The organism is Alteribacter salitolerans, assembly GCF_016901055.1.
Taxonomy (GTDB): Bacteria; Bacillota; Bacilli; order Bacillales; family Salisediminibacteriaceae; genus Alteribacter; species Alteribacter keqinensis.
Window position 1 is genome coordinate 203,899 of the sequence record NZ_JAFEUX010000005.1, and the last position, 22,284, is coordinate 226,182.

General features: G+C 41.5%; 20 protein-coding genes. 16 read left to right on the forward strand and 4 right to left on the reverse strand.

Translation table 11 applies throughout. The features are described 5' to 3' along the window. Positions 1-35 precede the first annotated feature (35 nt). The 4 genes from JSY36_RS11810 (at position 36) to JSY36_RS11825 (ending at position 4,108) form a co-directional block, all read left to right on the forward strand. Positions 36-722: a DUF2953 domain-containing protein gene (locus JSY36_RS11810; RefSeq protein ID WP_205166560.1), complete on the forward strand. Its 687-nt coding sequence runs from the start codon at positions 36-38 to the stop codon at positions 720-722. Further along, complete coding sequence (gene ytfJ, locus JSY36_RS11815; RefSeq protein ID WP_122898058.1) at positions 715-1,173, forward strand: GerW family sporulation protein; 459 nt, start codon at positions 715-717, stop codon at positions 1,171-1,173. The genes JSY36_RS11810 and ytfJ overlap by 8 nt, the downstream gene beginning before the upstream one ends. A 354-nt stretch (positions 1,174-1,527) precedes the next feature. Next, positions 1,528-2,034 (forward strand): thiol peroxidase, encoded by a 507-nt coding sequence (gene tpx / locus JSY36_RS11820; RefSeq protein WP_205166561.1) that lies wholly within the window; start codon positions 1,528-1,530, stop codon positions 2,032-2,034. 364 nt (positions 2,035-2,398) lie between these two features. Then, entirely contained in the window at positions 2,399-4,108 is a 1,710-nt protein-coding gene (locus JSY36_RS11825) for a P-loop NTPase fold protein (RefSeq protein WP_205166562.1), read from the forward strand. A 123-nt stretch (positions 4,109-4,231) separates the two neighbouring features. Here JSY36_RS11825 and JSY36_RS11830 read toward each other — a convergent pair whose 3' ends face one another. After that, positions 4,232-6,277 carry a hypothetical protein gene (locus tag JSY36_RS11830; RefSeq protein ID WP_205166563.1) on the reverse strand — a complete coding sequence of 682 codons (2,046 nt, stop codon included), beginning with the start codon at positions 6,275-6,277 and terminating at the stop codon, positions 4,232-4,234. A 368-nt stretch (positions 6,278-6,645) separates the two neighbouring features. On the opposite strand from JSY36_RS11830, the gene JSY36_RS11835 reads away from it, so the two are divergent. The 4 genes from JSY36_RS11835 to JSY36_RS11850 all read left to right on the forward strand — a co-directional run bounded on the left by JSY36_RS11835 (position 6,646) and on the right by JSY36_RS11850 (position 11,581). Further along, the gene (locus JSY36_RS11835; RefSeq protein WP_236784807.1) at positions 6,646-7,647 is read left to right on the forward strand and encodes a class I SAM-dependent methyltransferase; all 1,002 of its coding nucleotides are present in this window, start codon (positions 6,646-6,648) and stop codon (positions 7,645-7,647) included. A 335-nt stretch (positions 7,648-7,982) separates the two neighbouring features. Continuing rightward, positions 7,983-9,170 (forward strand): acetate kinase, encoded by a 1,188-nt coding sequence (locus tag JSY36_RS11840; RefSeq protein ID WP_122898052.1) that lies wholly within the window; start codon positions 7,983-7,985, stop codon positions 9,168-9,170. A 608-nt stretch (positions 9,171-9,778) separates the two neighbouring features. After that, positions 9,779-10,723 carry a 3'-5' exoribonuclease YhaM family protein gene (locus tag JSY36_RS11845; protein WP_205166564.1) on the forward strand — a complete coding sequence of 315 codons (945 nt, stop codon included), beginning with the start codon at positions 9,779-9,781 and terminating at the stop codon, positions 10,721-10,723. Between the two features lie 15 nt (positions 10,724-10,738). Then, on the forward strand, positions 10,739-11,581 hold the full coding sequence (locus JSY36_RS11850; RefSeq protein ID WP_122898048.1) for an EcsC family protein: 843 nt from the start codon (positions 10,739-10,741) through the stop codon (positions 11,579-11,581). On the opposite strand, the gene JSY36_RS11855 is transcribed toward JSY36_RS11850, so the two are convergent. Both JSY36_RS11855 and JSY36_RS11860 read right to left on the reverse strand, forming a co-directional pair. Beyond that, entirely contained in the window at positions 11,568-11,879 is a 312-nt protein-coding gene (locus tag JSY36_RS11855; protein WP_205166565.1) for a hypothetical protein, read from the reverse strand. The two genes, JSY36_RS11850 and JSY36_RS11855, sit on opposite strands and share 14 nt — an antisense overlap. Positions 11,880-11,913: 34 nt before the next feature. Then, complete coding sequence (locus JSY36_RS11860; RefSeq protein ID WP_122898044.1) at positions 11,914-12,363, reverse strand: universal stress protein; 450 nt, start codon at positions 12,361-12,363, stop codon at positions 11,914-11,916. A gap of 125 nt (positions 12,364-12,488) precedes the next feature. Between JSY36_RS11860 and JSY36_RS11865 the strand changes: the two genes are divergently transcribed. The 6 genes from JSY36_RS11865 (at position 12,489) to JSY36_RS11890 (ending at position 18,998) form a co-directional block, all read left to right on the forward strand. Continuing rightward, positions 12,489-12,668 (forward strand): hypothetical protein, encoded by a 180-nt coding sequence (locus JSY36_RS11865; protein ID WP_205166566.1) that lies wholly within the window; start codon positions 12,489-12,491, stop codon positions 12,666-12,668. Positions 12,669-12,894: 226 nt separating this feature from the next. Next, positions 12,895-16,326, forward strand: a complete 3,432-nt coding sequence (locus JSY36_RS11870; RefSeq protein ID WP_205166567.1) for a tetratricopeptide repeat protein — start codon at positions 12,895-12,897, stop codon at positions 16,324-16,326. Further along, complete coding sequence (locus tag JSY36_RS11875) at positions 16,289-17,092, forward strand: phosphoribosyltransferase (protein WP_205166568.1); 804 nt, start codon at positions 16,289-16,291, stop codon at positions 17,090-17,092. The genes JSY36_RS11870 and JSY36_RS11875 overlap by 38 nt, the downstream gene beginning before the upstream one ends. A gap of 16 nt (positions 17,093-17,108) precedes the next feature. Next, complete coding sequence (locus tag JSY36_RS11880) at positions 17,109-17,657, forward strand: 5' nucleotidase, NT5C type (protein WP_122898036.1); 549 nt, start codon at positions 17,109-17,111, stop codon at positions 17,655-17,657. Beyond that, positions 17,644-18,588: an NAD(P)/FAD-dependent oxidoreductase gene (locus JSY36_RS11885; RefSeq protein ID WP_205166569.1), complete on the forward strand. Its 945-nt coding sequence runs from the start codon at positions 17,644-17,646 to the stop codon at positions 18,586-18,588. Before JSY36_RS11880 ends, JSY36_RS11885 begins: the two co-directional genes overlap by 14 nt. 50 nt (positions 18,589-18,638) lie before the next feature. After that, entirely contained in the window at positions 18,639-18,998 is a 360-nt protein-coding gene (locus JSY36_RS11890; RefSeq protein WP_205166570.1) for a hypothetical protein, read from the forward strand. Between the two features lie 149 nt (positions 18,999-19,147). On the opposite strand, the gene JSY36_RS11895 is transcribed toward JSY36_RS11890, so the two are convergent. Beyond that, the gene (locus tag JSY36_RS11895; RefSeq protein WP_205166571.1) at positions 19,148-20,251 is read right to left on the reverse strand and encodes a M24 family metallopeptidase; all 1,104 of its coding nucleotides are present in this window, start codon (positions 20,249-20,251) and stop codon (positions 19,148-19,150) included. A gap of 127 nt (positions 20,252-20,378) precedes the next feature. On the opposite strand from JSY36_RS11895, the gene JSY36_RS11900 reads away from it, so the two are divergent. Continuing rightward, positions 20,379-21,059 carry a metal-dependent hydrolase gene (locus JSY36_RS11900; protein ID WP_205166572.1) on the forward strand — a complete coding sequence of 227 codons (681 nt, stop codon included), beginning with the start codon at positions 20,379-20,381 and terminating at the stop codon, positions 21,057-21,059. 927 nt (positions 21,060-21,986) lie between these two features. After that, positions 21,987-22,253, forward strand: a complete 267-nt coding sequence (locus JSY36_RS11905) for a hypothetical protein (RefSeq protein WP_205166573.1) — start codon at positions 21,987-21,989, stop codon at positions 22,251-22,253. The last annotated feature ends 31 nt before the right edge of the window (positions 22,254-22,284 follow it).

Sequence of the window (22,284 nt, forward strand, 5' to 3'; positions counted from 1 at the left end):
TGCCTGTCGATACTTATATTGAGGAGGTGGGCTCTTTGGCATGGTTGTGGTGGTCAATTGGCATTTTAGGAATACTGGGTATTCTCATTTTTACGTTGCTCGTTTTTTCCAACCTGCATGTACATATCAATTATTATCATGACGGTGATAACGACGAGTTGAAAATAAAAACGGTGTTGTGGAAGGTCTTCAGGTATACATATACGATTCCAGTCATTTCAGTGGATAAAGAGACACCGACGATTGTCGTGCAGGAAGAGGAAGATTCATCTGCGGGACACGAGGAAACAAACGAAAAAATGTCCATACATGATTTTGTTTATGATATGAGGCAGTTTAATCAATTTCTCAGACATGTGTTTGGCTTTCATACGATCCTTCGCCATTTCCTGGCAACGGTCTCTGTAAATCAATTTTCCTGGAGATCGGTTTTAGGAACACCCGATGCTGCTTTGACGGGAAGTATTGGGGGAGTGCTGTGGGGAATAAAAGGAAATGTGGTTGGTTTAATCGGGAACTATTTCAGAATGTGCACGCTTCCTGAACTCGCCATTCAACCTGTGTTTAACCAGGCAATCTCAAGAACGGAATTAAAGTGCATGTTATCGTTCCGTATCGGGAATGCTATCCTCGGAACCATAAAAGTGTATCGACACTGGCGAAATGGACGGCCTTTTAAGCTTAATAAAGGGTCAAAACAGAGGAGGGATATGAATGTCTGAACATCCAATTCAGGGACTAATGAAAACGGCCATGGAAAATTTAAAGGAAATGGTTGATGTTAATACGATTGTAGGTGACCCTGTTGAAACGCCTGATGGCGGCGTAATCATGCCTGTAAGTAAAGTGGGCTTTGGTTTTGCAGCCGGAGGAAGTGAGTTTATTGTTGAAACTCGTGGCAGTCACGGAGATCGTGAAGAGAAACACCCATTCGGAGGCGGTAGCGGGGGTGGAGTGTCCATTACACCGATTGCCTTTTTGATCGTGAATCCTCACGGAGTGAAAATGGTTCACCTGGATCAGAGTACGCATCTATACGAAAAACTGTTTGATCTTGCTCCGCAGGTTGTGGATAAAATCCAGCAGATGATGCAGCAAAACAATCAAAAGTCAGGTTCCAGGCCCCAGTCGAAATATAACGGTGGCCAAAGCGGAGAGTCGCTGGACTTTTAAAAATGGAAACAGAGAGTGCTCCAGTCCTTTGGAGCACTCTCTTCCTTTTTCTCAAGGCTGCTTTGCAAGAGTATTGAAATTCAGCTTCAGTAACCGGAATTCGACCCCTTTCCGCGGACTCGCGCCGAACCTCCCCGGTGAGAAACACTTAAGTTTCACAGAGCCTTTCTCAAAGAAAATATAGAAGAACCATGAGTACTCTTCGCTTTTCACCCTGATTCCTTTCAACACCTTTTAAAATGTCATTTCCTTTACATAACCCTTTACACTGTTTATCGGCTCCCGATGTGTGGTATTTTATGAATGTACCTTACTTTATAAGTGAGAATTTAATGCATATGAGGAGGCTTCACCATGGCACAAGTAACATTTAAAGAAAAACCGGTCACACTAATGGGATCACAAGTTTCAGTTGGAGACACAGCACCTGATTTTACCGTACTTGCCAATGACCTTTCAGAAGTAAGTCTGTCCGACAGTAAAGGCAAGGTCCGGCTGATCAGCGTCGTTCCTTCCATTGACACTGGTGTATGCGAGCAGCAGACACGCAGGTTTAATGAAGAGGCAGCAAAACTTGACGATGTAGAAATTCTCACGATCAGTGTAGATCTTCCCTTTGCCCAGAAGCGCTGGTGCGCAGCGGAGGGAGTTGAAAACCTCCAGGTATTATCCGATCACCGAGACTTAAGCTTCGGAAAAGCATACGGTGCTGCAATTGAGGAGCTTCGTTTGCTGTCCCGTTCCATCTTTGTTGTAGATGCAAATGACAAGATCACCTATGCGGAATATGTGTCTGAGGTTACTAACCACCCGGATTACGAATCAGCTTTGCGGCATGTTACTCAACTAACACACGATTGATTATCCCCTTAGGATAGCGCTCCCTATATAATGGGGAGCGTTATTTTTTTTATAAAAGCAAAAAATAATTAATGTTACAAAAGCAAATAATAATTGTATACTACTATTTACCAAAACATAATTCATTCATTCTAGGTTACATAAGAGGAAAAATAATTATCTTTACAAAAACAAAAAATAATTATATAACTACGAACGCAAAAAATAATTACATAATTAACAATATATAAATTACTTCCTTATAAATTAAAACACTTAAAGCAAATTCCCTAAGGTTTTCTAAATTCATACATAAAGAAAATTTCGAAAACTAAAAGAATAATTATGATATAATGGATATAATTACCATATTAGGGGTGGTTGTATGAAAGCTGATCATATTCACCAAGTCCTAGAGGATTTTATATCTTCTAAGTATCAAAAGATATTAATAGACGGCACTTGGGGTATCGGAAAGACTAAATATATTTCTGATTTTTTAGAAAATCATACTTATTCCTGTTATGTATCATTATTTGGTAAAAGAGATACAGATAGTATTATTCACGAGATTTACTTTAGCATCATTGAACAAGCCCCTAGAGGTAGTATAACAAAACACTTTCGTACGATTAGAGAAACAATGAAAAATTTAGATGTCTCATTCAAGGGTCTCTCTTTGTCTGTTCCTTTGATAGGTAGTTTATATAAAACATTAGAAAAGCAATTATTACGGAATGAAGGAAATTCGTTACTTATAATATTCGATGATCTTGAGCGCAAGCATGATAACCTAGATATAAAAGAAGTATTTGGAATATTGGACAGTCTATCTAAATTCAAGGGTATTAAAGTAGTACTGGTTGCAGCTACGGATCAATTAAATGAGAAAAATAAAACTACCTTTAATGAGTATAAAGAAAAAGCTATTGATCGGCACTATGAGGTTAGTGAGTACGCTTCTGAAGCACCGGCACAAATTTTAAAAAATGATGTATGGCAGGTAGTAAAAATATTAGTGCAGGAATTTAACTTCAATAATCTTAGGACATTTGAAAAAATAAACATGTTCATAAATGAAGTAGTAAATAAACTTGGTGAAGATATATTTAAAGAAAAATTTACAAAAGCAGACCTTTATAAGATGTGTTTTGCGTCCGTTTTCTTTAATGTTGAACATAAGGCAAAGATGATTTTATTAGAAGAAGATAATTCAACAAGTAAAATTAGGAATGGAGTGTATAAAGAGAGTGAAAGTGGAGAAATAGAATACTTGTATAGGTATATATTAAAGTGTTCTCTTGATAATCAAATGAGTAAAAACGTTTTTCGGTATATAAACGATTGGTTTAAAACTGGCACATATTCAAAGGAGGAAATTTTAACTATTGTTGATGCAATCAATAGTTATGAAGAAACACCTCACAATTTCTTCTCTTCCGATCAGGAAATTCTGAGTGTTATTGAAAATTGCAAAAGATACTTATGTAGCCTTAAAGGAACAGAGAATATAAATGATGTTCTCTCAAGAATTTCAACCGCTTTTTTATGGGCTGAGGTAATGTCTGTTGATATTGGAATCACTGAGGATGAAATTGTAAAGAAATTGTCTAAACATGTTGTTAATATGATCGATTTAACAAAGGGATCTTATCAAAACCAGGTTAGTACTTGGAATATAGAAAGTGAAAGAGCTATACGAATAGCAAATCGAGTTAATGATGATATAATACTTGAATACTTCAGACAACTTTTGGGAAATATAGAGTTGCATTATTTACGTGGGAAATATGATGAAAATCATTATTTAAAACAATTATACGATTCGATCATATCTGTAAAAGAGGGCGATTTAAGAGAAGCAATATTAAAATGTCTTAAGGAGCACCAATACTTTTTTCCTATGCCCTCTGGAAAGATTACTGAAAGTCAATGGTATTGGTGTCGTATGATAAATAAGTTAATAAAGGAAATTGAAGTACACTGGGACATGGAGAATTATCATTGTAAATTTGAGGAATACATTATGGGTAAGGCAGTAAGTAATGATAAAATGCTAAAGAACAGACTGAGTTACTTATTTGAAAAGAAATAATTTAATGTAAAAGTGGATGAGGGATGATCGATTTTCGAGAAAGTTAATTCTTTATCCGAATTTAAACTTAAAAAAGCGCTTCCTATGTTTTAGGAGCGCTTTTTTTTATTTTGTCATTAAAACTCATGTTGCTGTACAAGATTTCAGGTAAAAGGCAAATTTTTGTGTAGCGTCATCAAGAGACCCTAATGCAAAATAGCCCTCCTTTGTGGAACTAACGCACCCCATTAATGGAGATGCTAGAAAGCTTAACATAGTATTAATCTCATCTAATGTAGGGGATGATTTAAATTGTTTCTGTCCCTTCAGTAAGTGATAAATCTCTCTTGGCTGTATTATTCCTTCGGTAATTGGGTCGTTACTTTCTTCTGATAAACATTTTAGTACTGCCTGCAACAGCATTCCCTCCCTAATTACTTTGTTTCTGTCTTCTTCAATTACATTTAAATTTACTAACCCTTTTTGCATAAATATCTTTTTGTAGGAGTCGGCTTTAAGAGGTACTTCGTCGTGCCATTTTATTAGCTTTTCTATAGTATCAATATCGATTAAAGCAACTCCATGATCTTTGGCTCTATTAATTAACCTCTCTCCTTGGAACTCCCGTCCAACAACAGCAGAGAAGCTGGCAGAATGCTTTTTTTTGTGATCTCTCAAAGTATCGAAGTTAATTTGACTTTCGGTAATTCCTCCGCTATAGGTCGTTTTAGCATCAACAGCCACTGAATATGCAAACCTTGGAGCTGTTGGTGCTTGAACCAGTACATCGGTTTTTCCTGATCCTCCTAACCATTCAGCCTTAAAGCCCAGCATCATAAGGCTGTTGCATAAAGCTTTCTCGAAATCATCTGGATTAGATGATTCTCGGGAAGCTAATCTAAGTTCGTTCAAATTATTGTCGATAACAGAAACGTTATCTTGACTTCCACTGGTGGATTTATCTTCTTTATTATTAGAGTGGTTACTAATTCTCATATATTCCAGGTTTTTTATTTCTTTTAATAAGAGTATCCCTCTATTTGTTAGAGAGAACGAATTTGCGTCCATATCTTGAATCAATTTTGCATTTCTAAGTATAGAAAGTCTTCTATTAATTTCATTTATATTCTCGTTTTTGAATCCATGTGATACTTTAGCGATTACTGCAAGTTGTTTTTTATTGAGAATAGAATTTTCTAAGTGAGCTAAGATCTCAAACACAAATGAATATTTGCGGTTAATACAACATGCTAAATCTAAATCACCATAGTTACTCTCGATTAATTCTCTTCCTAAGTCACTGGTTTGATAAATAGTTTTTGATTTTCTTTCAATTAAACCAAGGAAGAGGAGATTAGAAATAAATGCCTTTGTAGATGTTTCAGAAATACCGAATGACTCTGAAGAATAGCTTGCAATTTTCTTTAACTCCACCGGAGTATGCATCATTAATAAATAATCTTGAATCGTATCCACCCATGAAGTCTGACTCCCCGGGAAGTATCCAATACCATTTTTTCTTTCTGACAAATCTTCACTATTTAGTTTGGATATTTGAATTGCCCATTCGGATGCGGGCGTTTTGACTTCGGAAGAGGTAGGGTCAGTTTGGATAACAAAATCAGATGGTCTTACATATTGAACTTTTTCTAATAGCAATTTTCCATTGTCAGTTATAAAATACTTTTGAGAATAGTCTTGGTGAGTTATCATGCCTAGATCTTTTAACCACCCTAAGCGAGCCCGAATTTCGGATCTTGTTTTCCAGTTTAAATGATATTCTATATTTGCAATATCTTGAAGCTCAATTGCTTTCTTCGGTTCATCTAAAATAATTGCTAATAACTCTGAAAAAAATCTTATATTTGCATTTAGATAAGCTGTTAAGAAATAATTATTTTGTGTTTCAAGCCACAACTCAGATTCTGGAGACAAATACCATCCCGAGGAATTTTTTAAAACGAACCCTGAAGGTCTTAATCTAATACAGAGATCTTCTAAAGTATTCTTGCTGTCACTTCCAGGTATTTCTATATATGTGTTATATGGTGTATTAGTTTGGAGGGCATTGAAGATCACCTTAAGGGAATGTGGAAACCCTTTTTCTCCACGTGGAATATTAGGAGCGGCAAACACCTTAGTTTCCCAATCTCTAGGTTTTGGAAAATCTATATTACTAATATCGTTCATAAGTATCTCACCTTTCCATTAAGTATTATAAATATGGTATCATAGTTCCAGTTCTTTATTAGGTGTTTTAGCAAGGTCTTTAGTGTCAAAATCACCGTAACAAACCATCCGGATTACGAAAAGGTGTTGGAGTTTCTAAAGCAACATAACAACAATTAGTTTTTTGTTCTTATTTAGAAGTAGTTAGCGCTACCTACTTTCATAAGACCCGGATTACGATGCGGCTCTGGACGCAGCAAAATCAGCACAATAACCGTTCAGCCTCAAAGAAGCCGGCAGCCGAGTCTGCACGGCTTCTTTTTCTTGCGCCATTATCCACGTCTGTTAAAATGAACAAATGGAAATGATAAGAACGATAGGAGTGGAGAATGATGATTGAAACAAATACAGAAAAACTTTACTCAGCCTTGGATCTGGCTGCGGAAAAAATACAGGAAGTTACGGACCTCCCATATCTCGAAGCACTGGCTGAAGCGGGGGAGTCAATTATACGCGGAGAGTCCACCCTTACTCTGCCCGAAGAAAAACAAGGGGAACTGAATGAGCATCTGAAATCAGCACCTGTTCTTGATGACCTTAAAGCCGAGGAAATACGAAAAGCCTTTCAGCTTGCCGTATTAAAAGGGATGAAAGAGGCAACTCAGCCTCACCATGCCATGACACCGGATGCTGTGAGTCTGTTTGCAGGACATCTGGTGGAACAGGTCTTAAAGGATAAAGAAAAGACACACGTGATTATGGATCCGGCTGTAGGGTCCGGAAATCTCCTTACAGCGGTCATGACTCAGGCTCAGAGAGACTTTCATGCTGTCGGTGGCGATGCAGATGAAACACTCATTAAACTTGCGTACGTAAATGCAAACATGCAAAAGAAAGATGTGGATCTGTTTCACCAGGACAGTATTGCAACACCTTACGTTAAGAATGTAGACGTTGTGGTGACAGACCTTCCTGTCGGCTTTTATCCGGACGACAAAAAAGCAGCCGAGTTTGAACTGAAAAGTAAAAAAGGTCATTCATTTGTTCATCATTTGATGATTGAACAAATTTTGAAGCACGTGAAGCCGGGTGGTTTCTGCTTTTTCCTCATTCCTAACTTTTTGTTTGAAAGCGAAGAAGCGGAGGCGCTCCATAAATACCTCAAGAAGGAAGCGATCATTTATTCCCTCCTCCAGCTGCCAAAGTCCATGTTTAAAAACGAGCAACAGGCTAAGAGCTTCTTCGTGATCCGGAAGCAAGGAGAGGGGATTGTGATACCAAGGCAGGCACTGCTCGCCGAACTTCCTTCATTTACGAATAAAAGTGCTCTTGCCGATATGGTAAAAAACATCAATAACTGGTTTTCAGACCACTTAAATCAGGAACAATAAACAGAAGGAATACGCTTACTTTTTTGTAATGAAAACTTCATTTTCACTGTAGGAGAGGTTGTTTCATAAATAGTCGCCTGTACGGAAACAGTATGAAAGCAGATGTCACCTCAGTTCACGCATTATGTCTGCTTCCATGGATATAATGTGTTATAGTCCTGTTCGTGAAATTTAGTAGTACAGGGGCTTGCATTCTCTACTTTTAAGTGGTTTAATATGTGATGGTGAAAATATAACAACAGGACAAAATGAGAGAAACACCTCGTTTCGTCGTTGCATAGCATCATTTGTCCTTTACTATTGGGGACAAAGGTAAAAGAAGGAGCGGTTTGATTATGTCAAAAATTATTGCGATTAATGCAGGAAGCTCATCCCTTAAGTTTCAGCTGCTGGAAATGCCTGAAGAAACAGTTGTTACTAAAGGTGTGGTTGAGCGAATTGGTTTAAATGATTCTATATTTGCAATTGAAGTAAATGGAGAAAAGGAAAAAGACATTCTTGACATTGAAGATCACGCTCAAGCGGTAAAAATTCTTCTTGATAAACTCATTTCAAATAACATTATTGCATCCCTTGACGAAATTGAAGGGATTGGACACCGTGTCGTGCACGGGGGAGAGAAATTTAACGATTCTGTTGTCATTACAGATGAAGTTATTAAAGGGATTGAAGAAGTGTCTGAGCTTGCACCGCTTCACAATCCTGCCAACCTCGTAGGAATCCGTGCATTTAAAGAAGTACTGCCAAACGTACCGGCTGTTGCTGTTTTTGATACAGCGTTCCATCAGACAATGCCAAAGCAGTCCTACCTTTACAGCTTGCCTTATGAGTACTATGAGAAGTACGGTATCCGTAAATACGGTTTCCATGGTACAAGCCATAAGTATGTATCTGAGCGTGCATCAGAAATTCTCGGACGCCCGCTGGACCAGCTTCGCCTTCTTTCCTGTCACCTGGGAAATGGCGCAAGTATTGCTGCTATTGACGGCGGTAAATCCATCGATACCTCGATGGGATTCACACCTCTTGCAGGTGTAACGATGGGAACGCGTTCCGGTAACATTGACCCTGCTTTGATTCCATATATCATGGAGAAAACAGGGATGGGTGCTGAAGAAGTTATTCAGGTACTGAACAAGAAGAGTGGTATGCTTGCTCTTTCCGGATTCTCAAGTGACCTTCGTGACATTGAACTTTCTGCAGACGAAGGAAACGAACGCTCAGAACTTGCTATGAACGTCTTTACATCACGTATCCACAAGTACATTGGTTCCTACGCTGCTCGTATGCACGGTCTTGATGCGATCATCTTTACAGCTGGAATTGGTGAAAACAGTGATACGATCCGTGCTGCAGTACTTAAAGGCCTTGAATTTATGGGCGTTTACTGGGATCCTTCCCTTAACAAAGTACGTGGTGAGGAAGCGTTCATTAACTATCCGCACTCACCTGTCAAAGTTATTGTTATTCCTACAAATGAAGAAGTTATGCTTGCACGTGACACCGTGCGTTTAACTCAATAATGTTCAAAACAACCGGAGACTCTGAGTCCGGTTGTTTTTTATTAGCGGCACCTAGAAAAACACATTTTGTGGCATTTTAAATCCTTCGTCAATATTTTAAGCTTCGTTGACCGGAATACGCTCCCTTTCCGCGGACTCGCGCCGAGCCTCCTCAGGGCTGTGACCCTGCGGGGTCTCGTCTGTCTCGCACTTCCGCAGGAATCTCGATATTCCGGTCAACTCCGCAAAATGGGTTGTAATTTACAGGATAAATAATAACCTGTTCAAAAACAGACCAAATCCCTATTTCCATGGACCATGGTGTAAATATATTAACATGGGTTTATGTTTTAATAATTGGCGCTATTCGCACTTCCTATATAACAAAGGAAATGAAGATGTAGACTATGTGCCCTCGTTTTCCGTGGCCGTGCCGGCAAGCCTTCTCAAGCCGGAAATCAACATACAAAGGGTCACAGCTCCACTGCATAAGTTTTAAAAAACAATGATTATTAATACCTCTACATTATCCTTTGCACTAAAGAAAAATAAGACCGACTACTTTTTATCCTGCGGTGAAATAGTATAATAAAAGAAGCGCACAAACGCATGCGAGGGGGAACTCTGGAATGGGAACGATTGCAAACGTGCAGGAAGGTGAGCGCCTTGTCGGTTTTTTTCTCGTTAAAGAAAGAGAAGTCCGCGTGGCTGCGAACGGTGATGAATACATCGACCTGCTTTTAGGAGATGAAACAGGTACGATCCCATCTAAGATGTGGGACGTCAATGACCAGCAGAAAGCAGCCGTACAAAGAAAAACAATTCTGAAAATTGACGGAACGGTACGACACTTCCGAGGGAAAAAACAGCTGCAGATTAACCGGGTAAGAATTGCCAACGACGAAGACAACATCGATGTCCAGAGTCTTGTGCAGAAGTCTTCCACATCACGGGAAGAGCTTTGGCAGGACCTGAGAATGGTCATAGATGATATTCAAAATGACGTCTACGGAGCTATTATCAGGAAGCTGTTTGGAAACAAAGAAATCCGGGAAGCCTTTACGACACTGCCGGCCTCAAAGGTCATGCACCATGCCTATTATGCCGGGCTGCTGGACCATGTTGTGTCACTCTGCCACAGTACTCTTCAGCTGCTGGCTGTTTATCCTCATCTTAACAAAGATCTTCTGCTGACAACCTGCCTGTTACATGATATTGGTAAAACGAGGACGATCCATGATGCCATTACACCGGAATACACGGACGAAGGGCAGCTTATGGGCCACCTTGTGATGAGTGTGGAAATGATCAATGAAGCGGCTTTTGAAGCAGGATTTTCCATTCAGAATGAGGAAGTAGTAGCATTGAAACACTGCATCCTGAGTCAGTTTGGTGATGCAGACAAAGGAATGGGAAGTGCTGTTTCAGGAAAAATGCCGGAAGCCATATTCTTTAATGCCATTGAAGAGCTTGATGCCAAACTGAACGCTCTTCAAATGAACAAAGGTCAAAGCGAGGACGGATGGCAGTACCATCCCATGTTTAAACGGAAAATGAAAACAGATCACGTGTAAAGTGAGGCTGATACGATGAACCGATCAAGAGAAGAGCAGGTACTGGAAGAAATAAAAGAGTGGGAGCTGTCGTACTTTGAGGAGGTGGGTACGGATATCTCTCTTACATACCATAAATGGATGAATCAGGCCTATGCTGCAGTTGACACCCGCTGGCGGGGCAAATTGCTGACAATCACAGACAACGTCCTGTTTCATGTGCAATCGGCGATTCATCAGACGAGGTATGAAAAACAAACGGTTGAATACCTTCTTACTGAAGCACGGGTTTTTAATGAGGATATTCGTGAAATAAGGGATATGAAGGGCCTTTCAATTGATCAGCTTCGGTTTATAGCAAGAAAACAGCTTGCCAAACAGAGGTTGATTTCACTCGGACAGGGGAGTCTGACCGGTGTGGGTGGTTTATTGTTTACCCTTGCGGATCTTCCTCTTGTACTCGCTATTAATCTGCGCACGGTTCAGCGGATTGCCATGACGTACGGTTATGATTTAAGAAAGCCTTACGAGATGATGTTTGTTCTGAAAGTCTTTCATATGGTTTCGCTCCCGAGGCACCTCCAGCAGGAAGTATGGTATGAGCTTGAAAAAGAGGCAAAGTCAGCCGATGAAGAGTGGCTGTTTTATGATGGGGAAGAGGATATTGTGTCTCACGCGTGGATGCAGCGGCCGCTCCAGAATATTACGAAGCTGTTCCTGCTAATCGTCCTCAGAAAAAAAGTTGTACAGGGACTTCCGATTTTTGGCATCTTCTCCGGTGCGGCCTTTAACTATCAATTCACAAAGCATATTGCAGAAGGGGCGCATCAGTTTTATCAGAAGCGCCACCTTCTTGAAAAGCTTTCTACAATGAAGTAATCGTAACGGCCTCTGTTGATCTGTACCAGATCCAGAGGTCGTTTATGATTGAAGCAAGTTCAGCAATGTCTTCATTGATTCTGCAGCTCTTTTCAAAGTCGTCTTCGTTGTACAAGAGCTGTTGTTTCTTTTCAATCTCCTGATCGAGTTCTTTAATCCGGTCAGGTATCTGTCCCCTTGAACGCTCCCACCTCGTGAGAATCTCTTCCTGGGTTCCAGCATCCAGATGGTTCCAGGCTGTGTATACCTTTGGGACTTCAATATCCAGTCTTTCATCAAATACAAATGTAAAAATCATTATTTTCATTCCTTTAACTGTTCAGCGAGCCATTCTATGCCGGGACTTCACTTCTTACAATCAGCACATCACATTTTGCGTGACGGGTGATATATTCTGATACACTTCCGATCAGAAAGCGTTCTACTGCGTTTAGTCCGGTGGCACCTGTAACAATCAGGTCAATTTCATACTTAGATGCAATATCCTTAGTGATTTTTACTTTCGGGGATCCGTAATCAGTAATCAGACGGACGTTTTTCACACCCATTTCCTGTACCTGTTTCTGATAGGAGTCGAGCATCTTATTTGCGTATTCTTCCGCTTCTTTTACAATCGTCCGGTCGTAATGGTCCACGGATGCAAAGGTGCGTGTATCAATAATGTGAGCGATGAACAAATTGCTTCCGTACTCCTTTGCCATCACACTTGCTTTTTTCAAGGCACGCTTTGCTTCATCAGATCCATCTACTGCAACAAGAATGTTCGTATACCGTACCGCCATTTGAATCGCCTCCAGTATTATCAGGATAAGTATATTATACCAAACCGTTACCTCTAAAAGGGCCCTTTAAACATAAATGACAGACAATTGTCAAATACTAACCGCAAGTGGAAGGGGGTATATGAATGCCGAAGAAAAACAAGCTTTCAGGCGGGGTGTATGAAAACGACGGTGAAATGGCAACCCATAACCAGCTCATGGATTCCTACTACCAGCACTCACGGGAACATGAAACGTATAATGAAGAGCTTGCAGAAGAACCTTTGCAGGAAAAGAACCTGTCTGAAAAAAAGAAAGAGAAATAACGTTCATAAAGAATGGTGTCTCAATTAATTAGAAACACTAGTGACGGACTTTTGAAAGTGACATTAGTTCATTGTGCATTAATGGCCGACGTATAAGGTAAAGCCGCCTTATGAGTCGGCCTCCTTTAATTTCCTTTGATAAGAACGGTAAATTTCTTTTACGTGATTGTTTTTACTTAGTATAATTATGTATAAAGAAAATTTTCCAAAAAAGGATGTTTCATGGATGAAAAAATGGAATTCAAGACCGATTTTTATCTCAAGTACATTTAAGGACATGCAGGCAGAACGTGACTACCTTCACTACTATGTTTTCCCGGCATTGGAGGAAAAGCTGAAGGAAAGACATACATACCTGGAGCCGATCGATTTGAGATGGGGGATTAATGTTGTTGATGTTCATGAGCAGGAGGAGAAAGAGTCGCTTATACTTGAGGTGTGCCTTGCCGAAATTAACCGGTCGAGACCGTTTCTGATTGTACTTCTTGGTGATCGTTACGGGTGGGTTCCTGACCAGAAACAAGTCGAGGCGGTAACTCAGGAAGCTCAATATGATGAAGATTACTTCGGCAAGAGTGTAACAGCACTTGAAATTGAATACGGTTTATTAAATGCGGAGGAACATGAAACCCGGGGGTTTTACTACTTCAGGGAACCTCTGCCGTATGATCAGATGGATACAACGACAGCAGCTGTATACAGCGATGAATATGGAGAGGGAGAAGAGAGCAGGGAGAACTACAGGAAGCTGCTTCAGTTAAAGAAGAGGATTTCAAGCCAGGTTGAGCCCGCAAGAATAAGAAGATATAAAGGGGTCTGGGACTCTGAACAGGAGGAAGTAACAGGTCTGAAAAAATGGGGAGATCAAGTCCTCGATGACCTGTGGGCGGAAATTGAGCGTGAATACCCTCCTGACAGGGGCGAGAAACAGTCCGGTTTGTGGCAGCACAATGATGCTGCACTATTACATAACTATATTGAAGAAAGAAATTACCGCTTTGTTTACCGCGAAGAGCCTGTTTTGTTTATGGATCGTGTTATTGAAGAATCTTCCGGGGGGAAGATCGGAGCGATTATCCATGGTGAATCAGGAAGTGGTAAGAGCAGTCTTCTTTCGCATTATTACATGCTTTTAAAAGAAAGGGAGGAAGTTTTCCCCCTGTTTCATGCCGCAAGTTTTAATCCTTCCTCTCATTTAGTCGAAAGAATGCTCAAGCGTTGGATCAGTGAGTTGAGCACGTTTCTGCAGACTGAAGACGTGTCCGATGAACTTGCAACGTTTCAGGATGTGAGAAGTACATTTTCTCATCTGCTCAAAGAGGCCTCGTCAAAAAAGAAAGTCATCCTTCTGGTAGATGCATTGGACGAAATGGAGCAATCCCAAACACTGAAGAACAGTACATGGCTTCCTGATCTATGGCCGGACAATGCCAGACTGATTATGACTGCTCTCAGAGAACATAAAGTGTTATCCCGCCGCCATCGTTTTATACGTTATGAGCTGGGACCGTTAACGAGACAGGAAGCAGAAACCCTTTGTTTAAGCTCATGCAAGGCTTACGGTAAAGATCTGCATCCGGAAGTTATGAAAGTGCTCCTTAGTATCCAAAGAGATAACGGTGACTACTCATATGGAAACCCACTATGGCTGAAGCTTGCATTAGACGAATTGATCCTCCTGGATAAAAGTGCTTATACCAAATTGTCCGAGTTCGAAGGAACGGAGGATATGAAGTTACATAAGTTGATTTTGACCATTGTTTCAAATCTGAGTGGTGATATCCCTTCTCTGTATACCTCGTTAATGGCAAGAGTGGAGAAAAAGTTCGGAAAAAAATTGACTGAGAGCATTCTGACGTTAATTTATGCATCAAGAGGAGGACTGAGGGAGAAGGATCTTGAAAAGATTGTTCCCCGGATAACAGGCGAGAACTGGGAGAAGGTCAGGTTTGCCATGATCAGGCGTTATTTGAGAAATCATCTAATCAAAAGAGGAACCCTCCAATTCTGGAATTACTATCACCGGCAGACCTTTGAAGCCATCAAAAAACGATATCTTAAGGAAGAAAAACAAGTCAGCCGTTTACATAAGGAACTGGCAGGCCATATTAAGGGGCTGCCTGACAATGACCCTTTAAAAGAATATGAGTACATATACCAACTGCTGCAAACGGGAAACATAGAAGACGCGGCGGTCTATTACTCGAATGACCTTTCTGAGTCGGCGTTGTCTGTCATAAATGAAACGATAAGCGAGTTTGTTTCACAGGACAAAAAGAGGCTGAATATGGTGCTTGCTTTTCTTCATCAGAGTCTTAACATTCAATTTACAATATGCCTGAGGTTTGCGGGAGGACTGTATGCTTCATTACAAAGAATCCTTACAGTGGAGGAACAGCGGACATTTCTCAAGGAAATCGAACGTTCTTTATCCTGCCTTATTGAACGGGATCCGGACAATCAGGAATATTTAAAAGAGTTGGCAAGTGTTTATGATGAGATCGGGGATCTTTATCACAGCATCGGAAATACGAGTCTCATAAAGGAGAATTATTCAAAAGCCCTTCACATCAGGGAGCAGATTCATGGTTTTGGTGATAACGGTTCAGCCACTCTCCTTTCTGCCAGCTACGACAGATTGGGAGCAGCATACCGTCTCCTGGGGAGGCAGCAGGAAGCAAACGAGTCCTACAAAAAAGCATACGCCCTTCAACACGATCTGGTAGGTTCTATGGAAGTATGGAATTTCCATGATGTTCGCAGATACTGGTTGATTACTGTCAATCTGGCTGATGTCAGACTGGAGCAGGGGGATATTAAAGCTGCAGCAGGATTGTATGAAAAAGCTTATGATACGATCAGGACCATACATGAAAGACATGAAGGGGATCCGGTCGTGACCCGGGATGCAGCAACAATGATGAATAAACTTGGGACGACTTACTGGCTGCTTGATAACCATGAACGAGCGGACCACTGTTACCACACCTCTTTATCAATGAAAAAACGTTTGCTGGACCAAAACCCTGACCATCCTGTTTATTTAAAAGACGTGTGGGTTTCTGAGTTCCACCTTGGTAATTTTTACGAAGCGCAAGGAGACCTGAAGAGTGCTACCCGGCTGTTCTTATCTGGCTATACCATTATGAGTGACCTTGTTGTACGATTTAAGGGGGACGCAGAAAAGTTAAAAGATCTAGTCCTGAGCTGCATAAAACTAGGTTCCATCTATTTGTCAGAGGATAGAGAACGGGCCGTGGGCTACATCAAACAAGGTCTCGATATCATCTATGAGTTGATGGAAAAGGACCCTTATAATGCGGAGTATAAAATCAGCTACGCCCTTCTTTGCTATTACTGCGGATTTTGTTCAAAAGAATATGAGGGCTATTTTACAAAAAGCAGGGAAGTTATAGACAGGCTGATTGATATGGACGGGACGAGTTCTGTTTATAAAGAGATGAAAGAGCGGTTGCTGCCCGGAAAGGCAAATTTCATAAGGTTGCTCATTAATCGTGAGGACCTCAGAATCCACAAACCTTTGGTCAAAATCGCGGGGATGGTTGAAAAGTGCTGGCATCTGCAAGGAATAAAGGACGAAGACAGCGGGAGAGGAAATAATGAAACAAAAAACAAATCATGTCTATTTGAACTATAATGCTATTTCTCAAAAATTGGACACTCTTGCTCCTGAAATCAGGGAGCAGGCATTCGATGGACTGGTTATTTTACTCCGTGGAGGAAGTTTTGCAGGAATGCATCTTACGTTTTTGACCGGACTTCCCTACTATTTTTTAACGTATGACCGGAAAACCGGTCAGGCTGAATGGTTTGGTGCTAAGCCTGACGGGAAGCGTTTATTACTTGTAGAGGACTTTGCCGGCTCCGGGAAGACCTTAATTGATTCTGCCGCCTTTCTTAAAGGTGAGGGCGTTGAGTTAACGACTCTTGTGGTTTGTAAGGACAGTAAATCGGCTTCGACTCCGGACTATATCTGCTTTAATTATGCACATACGGATTACCGGATTTTCTTTCCGTGGGAGCGGCACCGTATTAATAACGAAGCTGTCGGGAAACGGCGTGGAGCAGAGACCGGAAAACCGGATCATGAATATGAAAAGGCTCTGTGGGATACACGTGCGCAATCAGGAGAAGGGAAAGCTGAAGAAGGGGACGGTTTTATCAGTCTTGACGGTACACAGCCTCATTTCATAAAGCATAATCCCGTCTTTTACATCAATATTCATAATAAAAACGAAAAGGAAATTGCAGCGGAAGTAGGAAAGTGCATGTTTGAGCAGGGATACACCCATGTTTATTTAAAAGATTCTGCAGTTGCTGCATTGCTCAGTGTGATCCATCCTGAAATCAGGGTGATCTGGGAATACAGTGATGAACTTATCAGTATTAACGGATCAACGTGAAAGGCAGTGTTGTCTGGTGAAAACGTTACTTATTGACATGGATTCAGTGATTTGTGATTTAATGACGGAATGGCATCGCAGGTATAACAAAGACTACGATGATGATTTGTCAGTATCAAAGCTGGAGTGCTGGGATTCTGAGAAATACGTTAAAGAAGAGTGCGGGGAAAAAATCTACGACTATCTTGACGAGCCTGGTTTGTTTTTATCCCTGGAACCGCTGGACAATGCCATTCAGGTGTTGGAAAGGCTTCATAAACAGTTTGATATCTTTATTTGTACGAGCAGCAGGAAATATGCCTATACAGAAAAAGAGAAGTGGGTAGAAAAAAACCTTCCTTTTCTGGGGCGTGACAGAATGATCTTTGCCCAGCGAAAGGATATGATCATTGGTGATTTGTTATTTGACGATGCACCTCACCATTTAGAAGCGTTCAAGGAAAAAGGGCGGTCTGTTGTGGCAATGGATTATCCATATAACCGTCAGATTGATGTGCCGAGAGTCGATAACTGGCTGGCGTTTGAAGCGTTCGTACTTGAGAGGTGGGCATATGATGAACGTTGATGTAGTCATTGTCGGCGGGGGTCCTGCAGGTGTGGCAGCATCCATCTGGTGTAAACGTCTGGAACTGTCGAGTGTACTTCTTGAATCAAACAGCAGAATTGGCGGACAGCTGTCTCATATCCATAATCGTATTATTGATTACCCTGGTATTGTTGCAGAAAACGGAAAAGAACTTCAAAAGCATTTTGAAGATCACCTGGCAATGGTGAAAAGTGAGGTGAAAACCGGCTGTGAGGCAGTGTCTGTCGATTGCGGGGATAAGACTGTCTCATTTGTAAGAAACGATGGGAAGGAGACGGTGTCCTACACCTTTCTTATCCTTGCCACAGGGTCCCGCCCCCGTTCCCTTAACGTTCCTGGAGAAAAAGAAATGCTTGAAAGAAATGAAGTTTATTCTGCGGTTCGTGATAAGGGGAGGCTCGCAAATAAAGTCGTGGCAATTGCAGGGGGAGGCGACCGTGCCTTTGAGGGGGCTGATATTCTGTCCGAGCTTAGCAGAAAAGTGTATCTGATCCATCGCTCAGACAGGTTTAAAGCAAGAAAAGCTCTTCAGGACAGGGTGCTGAACAGGGAGAATATTGAGGTTTTAACCCATTCAACTGTTACGGCTGTGCTTGGGGACAGACAGGTAGAGCAGATTAGAGTTAACTGTCAGGGGGAAGAACTTTCTCTGAGCGTGGAGGCTCTGCTTATCCGGATCGGCGTTGAGCCGGTCAGTTCTCTTGTGAAAGGGCAGGTGGATATGGATGAAAACGGCTGTATCCAATCTGATCAGATGGGGCAGACAAGTGATCCTTACGTATATGCTATCGGTGATCTGGTCAATGATCCTAAGTATTCCAGTCTGTCCGTCTCCGGCGCTCAGGGAATGATGACTGTAAAACATATTAATGAACGGCTAAACACTAATACCGGACCTGTTTATTACTGACGCGTATAAAAAGATTCACCCCGCCTCAAACTGAGTATGAGGTGATGACGATGCCGGTAATCGTAATATTATTGAGTCTGCTTGCAGTGATTCCAGCCCATTCAGATATGCCGTGGCTTAACAATGCTTCATTAAAGGTGACGGTTGAAACAGAAGATACCCTTTACGAGTGGGAGTATGAGAATCCCCGGGATTTTGAATTCGAGAGAGGATCGACGATTGTAAGAGGAGACGCAGCACGAGAGTCATTTGAAGAAATACTTACTTTTCTTGACCTGTCCCGGCCGACGCTTTCCAATGAGGAAGTTCAAAAGATGGCACACAAGTATGGAAATGTGAAAAAAGTAGTCATTAAGCGAGTGGACAAAGACCGTTGCTTTCAAACGTGGAAATGGGAATCGGAAAAATAGTAAAAAACCTTGGAAATGAATTTTCCAAGGTTTTTTAAATTTGCTGTTATTGGATAATCATATTCTCCCGGGTTTACGGTATTTTTAAGCTCACATAATCTATATTTTTTAGCACTCTGCCTAATTCTTTTTTCAGGGTGTCTTTAAACTTAAGCTGAAGAAGAGATAATCTGCAGCTCTTTTGGATATTTAGTAAACGTTTCATATCCGTCTTTGGTGATATACACATCATCTTCAATTCTTACACCGGCCTGATTTGGCAGGTAGATACCCGGTTCAATGGTAAAGGTCATCCCTTCTTGAAGCGGGTCTGTATTTTTGGCATGCATCGAAGGGAATTCGTGAACTTCAATGCCGAGACCATGTCCGAGGCGGTGGGGGAAAAAATCCTTGTATCCTTTTTCTTCGATCCAGCCTCTTGCTGCTTTATCAAGATCACCAATTGCAGTCCCGGGCTTGCAGATTGCGAGCGCTTTTGACTGGGCCGTTAACACTGTCTCATAAATGGCCTGATCAGATTCTTTGACGTGGTCGAAAAAAACAGTGCGGGTGATGTCTGATGCATACCCTTTCCAGATGACACCGAGGTCAAACAGGACAGCGTCTCCTTTTTGGAGTCTTCGGCTGCCCGGGTTACCGTGTGGATCTCCGGCTTTTTCGCCAAACAGCACCATAGTGGAAAATGCCATTTCCCGTACGCCTTTCTTTTTCAGTTCATATTCAATGGAGGCCAGTACTTCCATTTCTGAGATGCCTTCTTTTAAAGCAGACACTCCGGCTTTCACTCCGAAATCAGCGAGAGCTGCGGCTTCCTTGAGCAATGTAACTTCTTCATCATCTTTAATCAGGCGTGCTGATTCAAGTGCCTCATCCACTTCTTTAAACGAAGCGTGGGGAAAAGCAGACTGTAGTGCTTTGAGCCGCTCCCAGGACAGGCCTCGCTCGACCGCAATCTTTTTTACAGAAGATGTACGTTCATTCCAGGCTTTTTCAATCATTTTCCATGGGTTATCTGTATCACTGTAACCGAGAACGTCTCCTTTCCCAAAAATACCCTCAACCTGGTTGACTTCCATACCGGGGCAGATAATTAACGGGTCCTGGTCGAGAAAGAAACATGATGCAACCAGACGTTCATGAGGATCTGTGTCAAATCCGGTTGTGAAAAAGACATTTGCTCTTGTCTGAAGCATAACAATGTCTGCTTCATTAGCCTTCATCCAGCTTTTAAGTTTTTCTAATCGATTCTTCATGAAAACCTCCTGAACAAGAATACATTTCTGCTCTATTTTAACACAGAAAAAATTGACGCATGAACGTATGGACAGAAGGGTATTAAATTGATGACGACGAAAGATAAAATAAAGGGAGTGAGTACAAATGAAACTATCTTTTCATGGACATTCTGTAGTGAAGATCGAAACGAATGGAAAAACGATTTTGATTGATCCATTTATTACCGGCAATGACCTGTGTGATCTTGATGCAGGTAAAGTGAAAGCGGATGTCATTCTGCTGACACACGGCCACAATGACCACGTAGGTGACACCATCGATATCGCAAAACGAAATGATGCACTTGTTGTAGCTCCTTTTGAGCTTGCAACCTATCTCGGATGGCAGGGGCTTAATACACATCCGATGCACATCGGAGGCGCTCATGAGTTTGATTTCGGACGTGTAAAGCTTACTCAGGCTTTTCATGGTTCAGCCTATACGGATGATGAGAAGCAGGAGATTATTTATACAGGGATGCCGAGCGGAATCTTATTTTTCGCTGAGGGTAAGACCATTTACCATGCGGGGGATACAGCCCTTTACTCTGATATGAAACTGCTTGAGAAATACAGGATCGATGTAGCATTCCTGCCAATTGGGGACAATTTTACAATGGGACCGGATGATGCTGCTGTAGCAGCGGAATGGATCGGTGCGAAAAAGGTAGTGCCGATGCATTACAATACGTTTCCGGTTATCGAGCAGAATCCGGAATCATTTGCTGAATCTTTGGGAAATGACACCGGTCACGTAATGAAACCGGGAGATGAAGTAGAAGTATAAGTTTAATAGTAGAGGGACTCATAAGCTGGGACTATGAGTCCCTCAGTCTTTTGAAAAAGATTTTTTCTCGTTTACCTGATGATGGAAAGTGTTGGTGCCGCCTCCATGTCCTTCGCTTTCTGAGGTGCCGGCCAGCCTCCTCGAGCTCTGGGGCGTCTTGCCTGGCATCTGCTCCCTCAGGAGTCTTCGACTGCATCACCTTTTCATAGAACCGAGAAGGTTTGTGAAACAACTTTGCATTTTATATATAACTTCTTTCAAAGAAGCGAGAAACTCACGCTCATAAAATTCGTAGGTTTCTCGACAATCTGAGGTTGGGTAATAAAGGAAGAATATAACTGAGAATCCGAACAATACGCGAGCAAAGCGGATGAATTCTACGTAGACTCCTGCGGGATGAAAAGAAGACACTGAAAAAGTACAAAACAACTTTTTCAGTGGCTTTTATTTGAGTGGCAATGGCTTCAGCGGTTGCGCGCCTGATACGAGAAACCCACTCATACCAGGCTTTTAAAAAATGCAACCGTTACGTTCATTGCTTAGAAGACACTGGAAAAAGTTAAAGATCGAACTTTTACAGTGCCTTCGATGAAAAGCAAAGGTGAGCCCCCGCAGTGACGAGCGTTTACTTCATGAAAATGCGACGAGTTGCTTCGACGCAGCCAGCTGCAAAAGTCAGCTGGCAGAGGAAGAAGCAGGTATGCTGGAGGAATGTAACCCGCTTCCCGCGGAAATCGAAGTATATTTCAGGAGCGATTTATCAGCGCCGCTTTTATTCGTTCGGATTCTCGTTGATTAAAACACTTCTGTCCCAGCCTCTTTTCTGAAAATCTTCTGCATTTTGTCTGCCCGCCCCTTTTTGGCACCTTCATTTACGGTTCTTTACTTATAAGACAAGTCATAAACTAACACCAGAGGTGATCGACAATGAAAAGTTCGAGATTATTTTTGTGTGTTTTACTGACTTTCCTACTCTTATATCTGGCATTGCCGAGACTTCCTTTCGCAGGGGAAGGGCTTGCTGTCTATTTTGCCTATGCCTGGCTGGGTTTTGCTCTTATTGTTCTCGGAGGGAATGTATACGGATGGCTTACAGCACGGGACAAAGAGCGGAGCGATGGTAAAGAAGAGGCTGTTCCCTATGGAAGCGGGAATCAGAACAGGGGCAGGAAAAAACTGCGCGGAACATCCTAATATCCTTGAAACCCCAGAGCTGGCGGAGTAT

What these genes read in the sequence shown, in the direction of transcription:
- ytfJ (WP_122898058.1), top strand. Translation starts at nt 715, where the DNA reads ATGTCTGAACATCCAATTCAGGGACTAATGAAAACGGCCATGGAAAAT.
- tpx (WP_205166561.1), top strand. Translation starts at nt 1,528, where the DNA reads ATGGCACAAGTAACATTTAAAGAAAAACCGGTCACACTAATGGGATCA.
- JSY36_RS11825 (WP_205166562.1), top strand. Translation starts at nt 2,399, where the DNA reads ATGAAAGCTGATCATATTCACCAAGTCCTAGAGGATTTTATATCTTCT.
- JSY36_RS11830 (WP_205166563.1), bottom strand. Translation starts at nt 6,277, where the DNA reads ATGAACGATATTAGTAATATAGATTTTCCAAAACCTAGAGATTGGGAA.
- JSY36_RS11835 (WP_236784807.1), top strand. Translation starts at nt 6,646, where the DNA reads ATGATGATTGAAACAAATACAGAAAAACTTTACTCAGCCTTGGATCTG.
- JSY36_RS11840 (WP_122898052.1), top strand. Translation starts at nt 7,983, where the DNA reads ATGTCAAAAATTATTGCGATTAATGCAGGAAGCTCATCCCTTAAGTTT.
- JSY36_RS11845 (WP_205166564.1), top strand. Translation starts at nt 9,779, where the DNA reads ATGGGAACGATTGCAAACGTGCAGGAAGGTGAGCGCCTTGTCGGTTTT.
- JSY36_RS11850 (WP_122898048.1), top strand. Translation starts at nt 10,739, where the DNA reads ATGAACCGATCAAGAGAAGAGCAGGTACTGGAAGAAATAAAAGAGTGG.
- JSY36_RS11855 (WP_205166565.1), bottom strand. Translation starts at nt 11,879, where the DNA reads ATGATTTTTACATTTGTATTTGATGAAAGACTGGATATTGAAGTCCCA.
- JSY36_RS11860 (WP_122898044.1), bottom strand. Translation starts at nt 12,363, where the DNA reads ATGGCGGTACGGTATACGAACATTCTTGTTGCAGTAGATGGATCTGAT.
- JSY36_RS11865 (WP_205166566.1), top strand. Translation starts at nt 12,489, where the DNA reads ATGCCGAAGAAAAACAAGCTTTCAGGCGGGGTGTATGAAAACGACGGT.
- JSY36_RS11870 (WP_205166567.1), top strand. Translation starts at nt 12,895, where the DNA reads ATGAAAAAATGGAATTCAAGACCGATTTTTATCTCAAGTACATTTAAG.
- JSY36_RS11875 (WP_205166568.1), top strand. Translation starts at nt 16,289, where the DNA reads ATGAAACAAAAAACAAATCATGTCTATTTGAACTATAATGCTATTTCT.
- JSY36_RS11885 (WP_205166569.1), top strand. Translation starts at nt 17,644, where the DNA reads ATGATGAACGTTGATGTAGTCATTGTCGGCGGGGGTCCTGCAGGTGTG.
- JSY36_RS11890 (WP_205166570.1), top strand. Translation starts at nt 18,639, where the DNA reads ATGCCGGTAATCGTAATATTATTGAGTCTGCTTGCAGTGATTCCAGCC.
- JSY36_RS11895 (WP_205166571.1), bottom strand. Translation starts at nt 20,251, where the DNA reads ATGAAGAATCGATTAGAAAAACTTAAAAGCTGGATGAAGGCTAATGAA.
- JSY36_RS11900 (WP_205166572.1), top strand. Translation starts at nt 20,379, where the DNA reads ATGAAACTATCTTTTCATGGACATTCTGTAGTGAAGATCGAAACGAAT.
- JSY36_RS11905 (WP_205166573.1), top strand. Translation starts at nt 21,987, where the DNA reads ATGAAAAGTTCGAGATTATTTTTGTGTGTTTTACTGACTTTCCTACTC.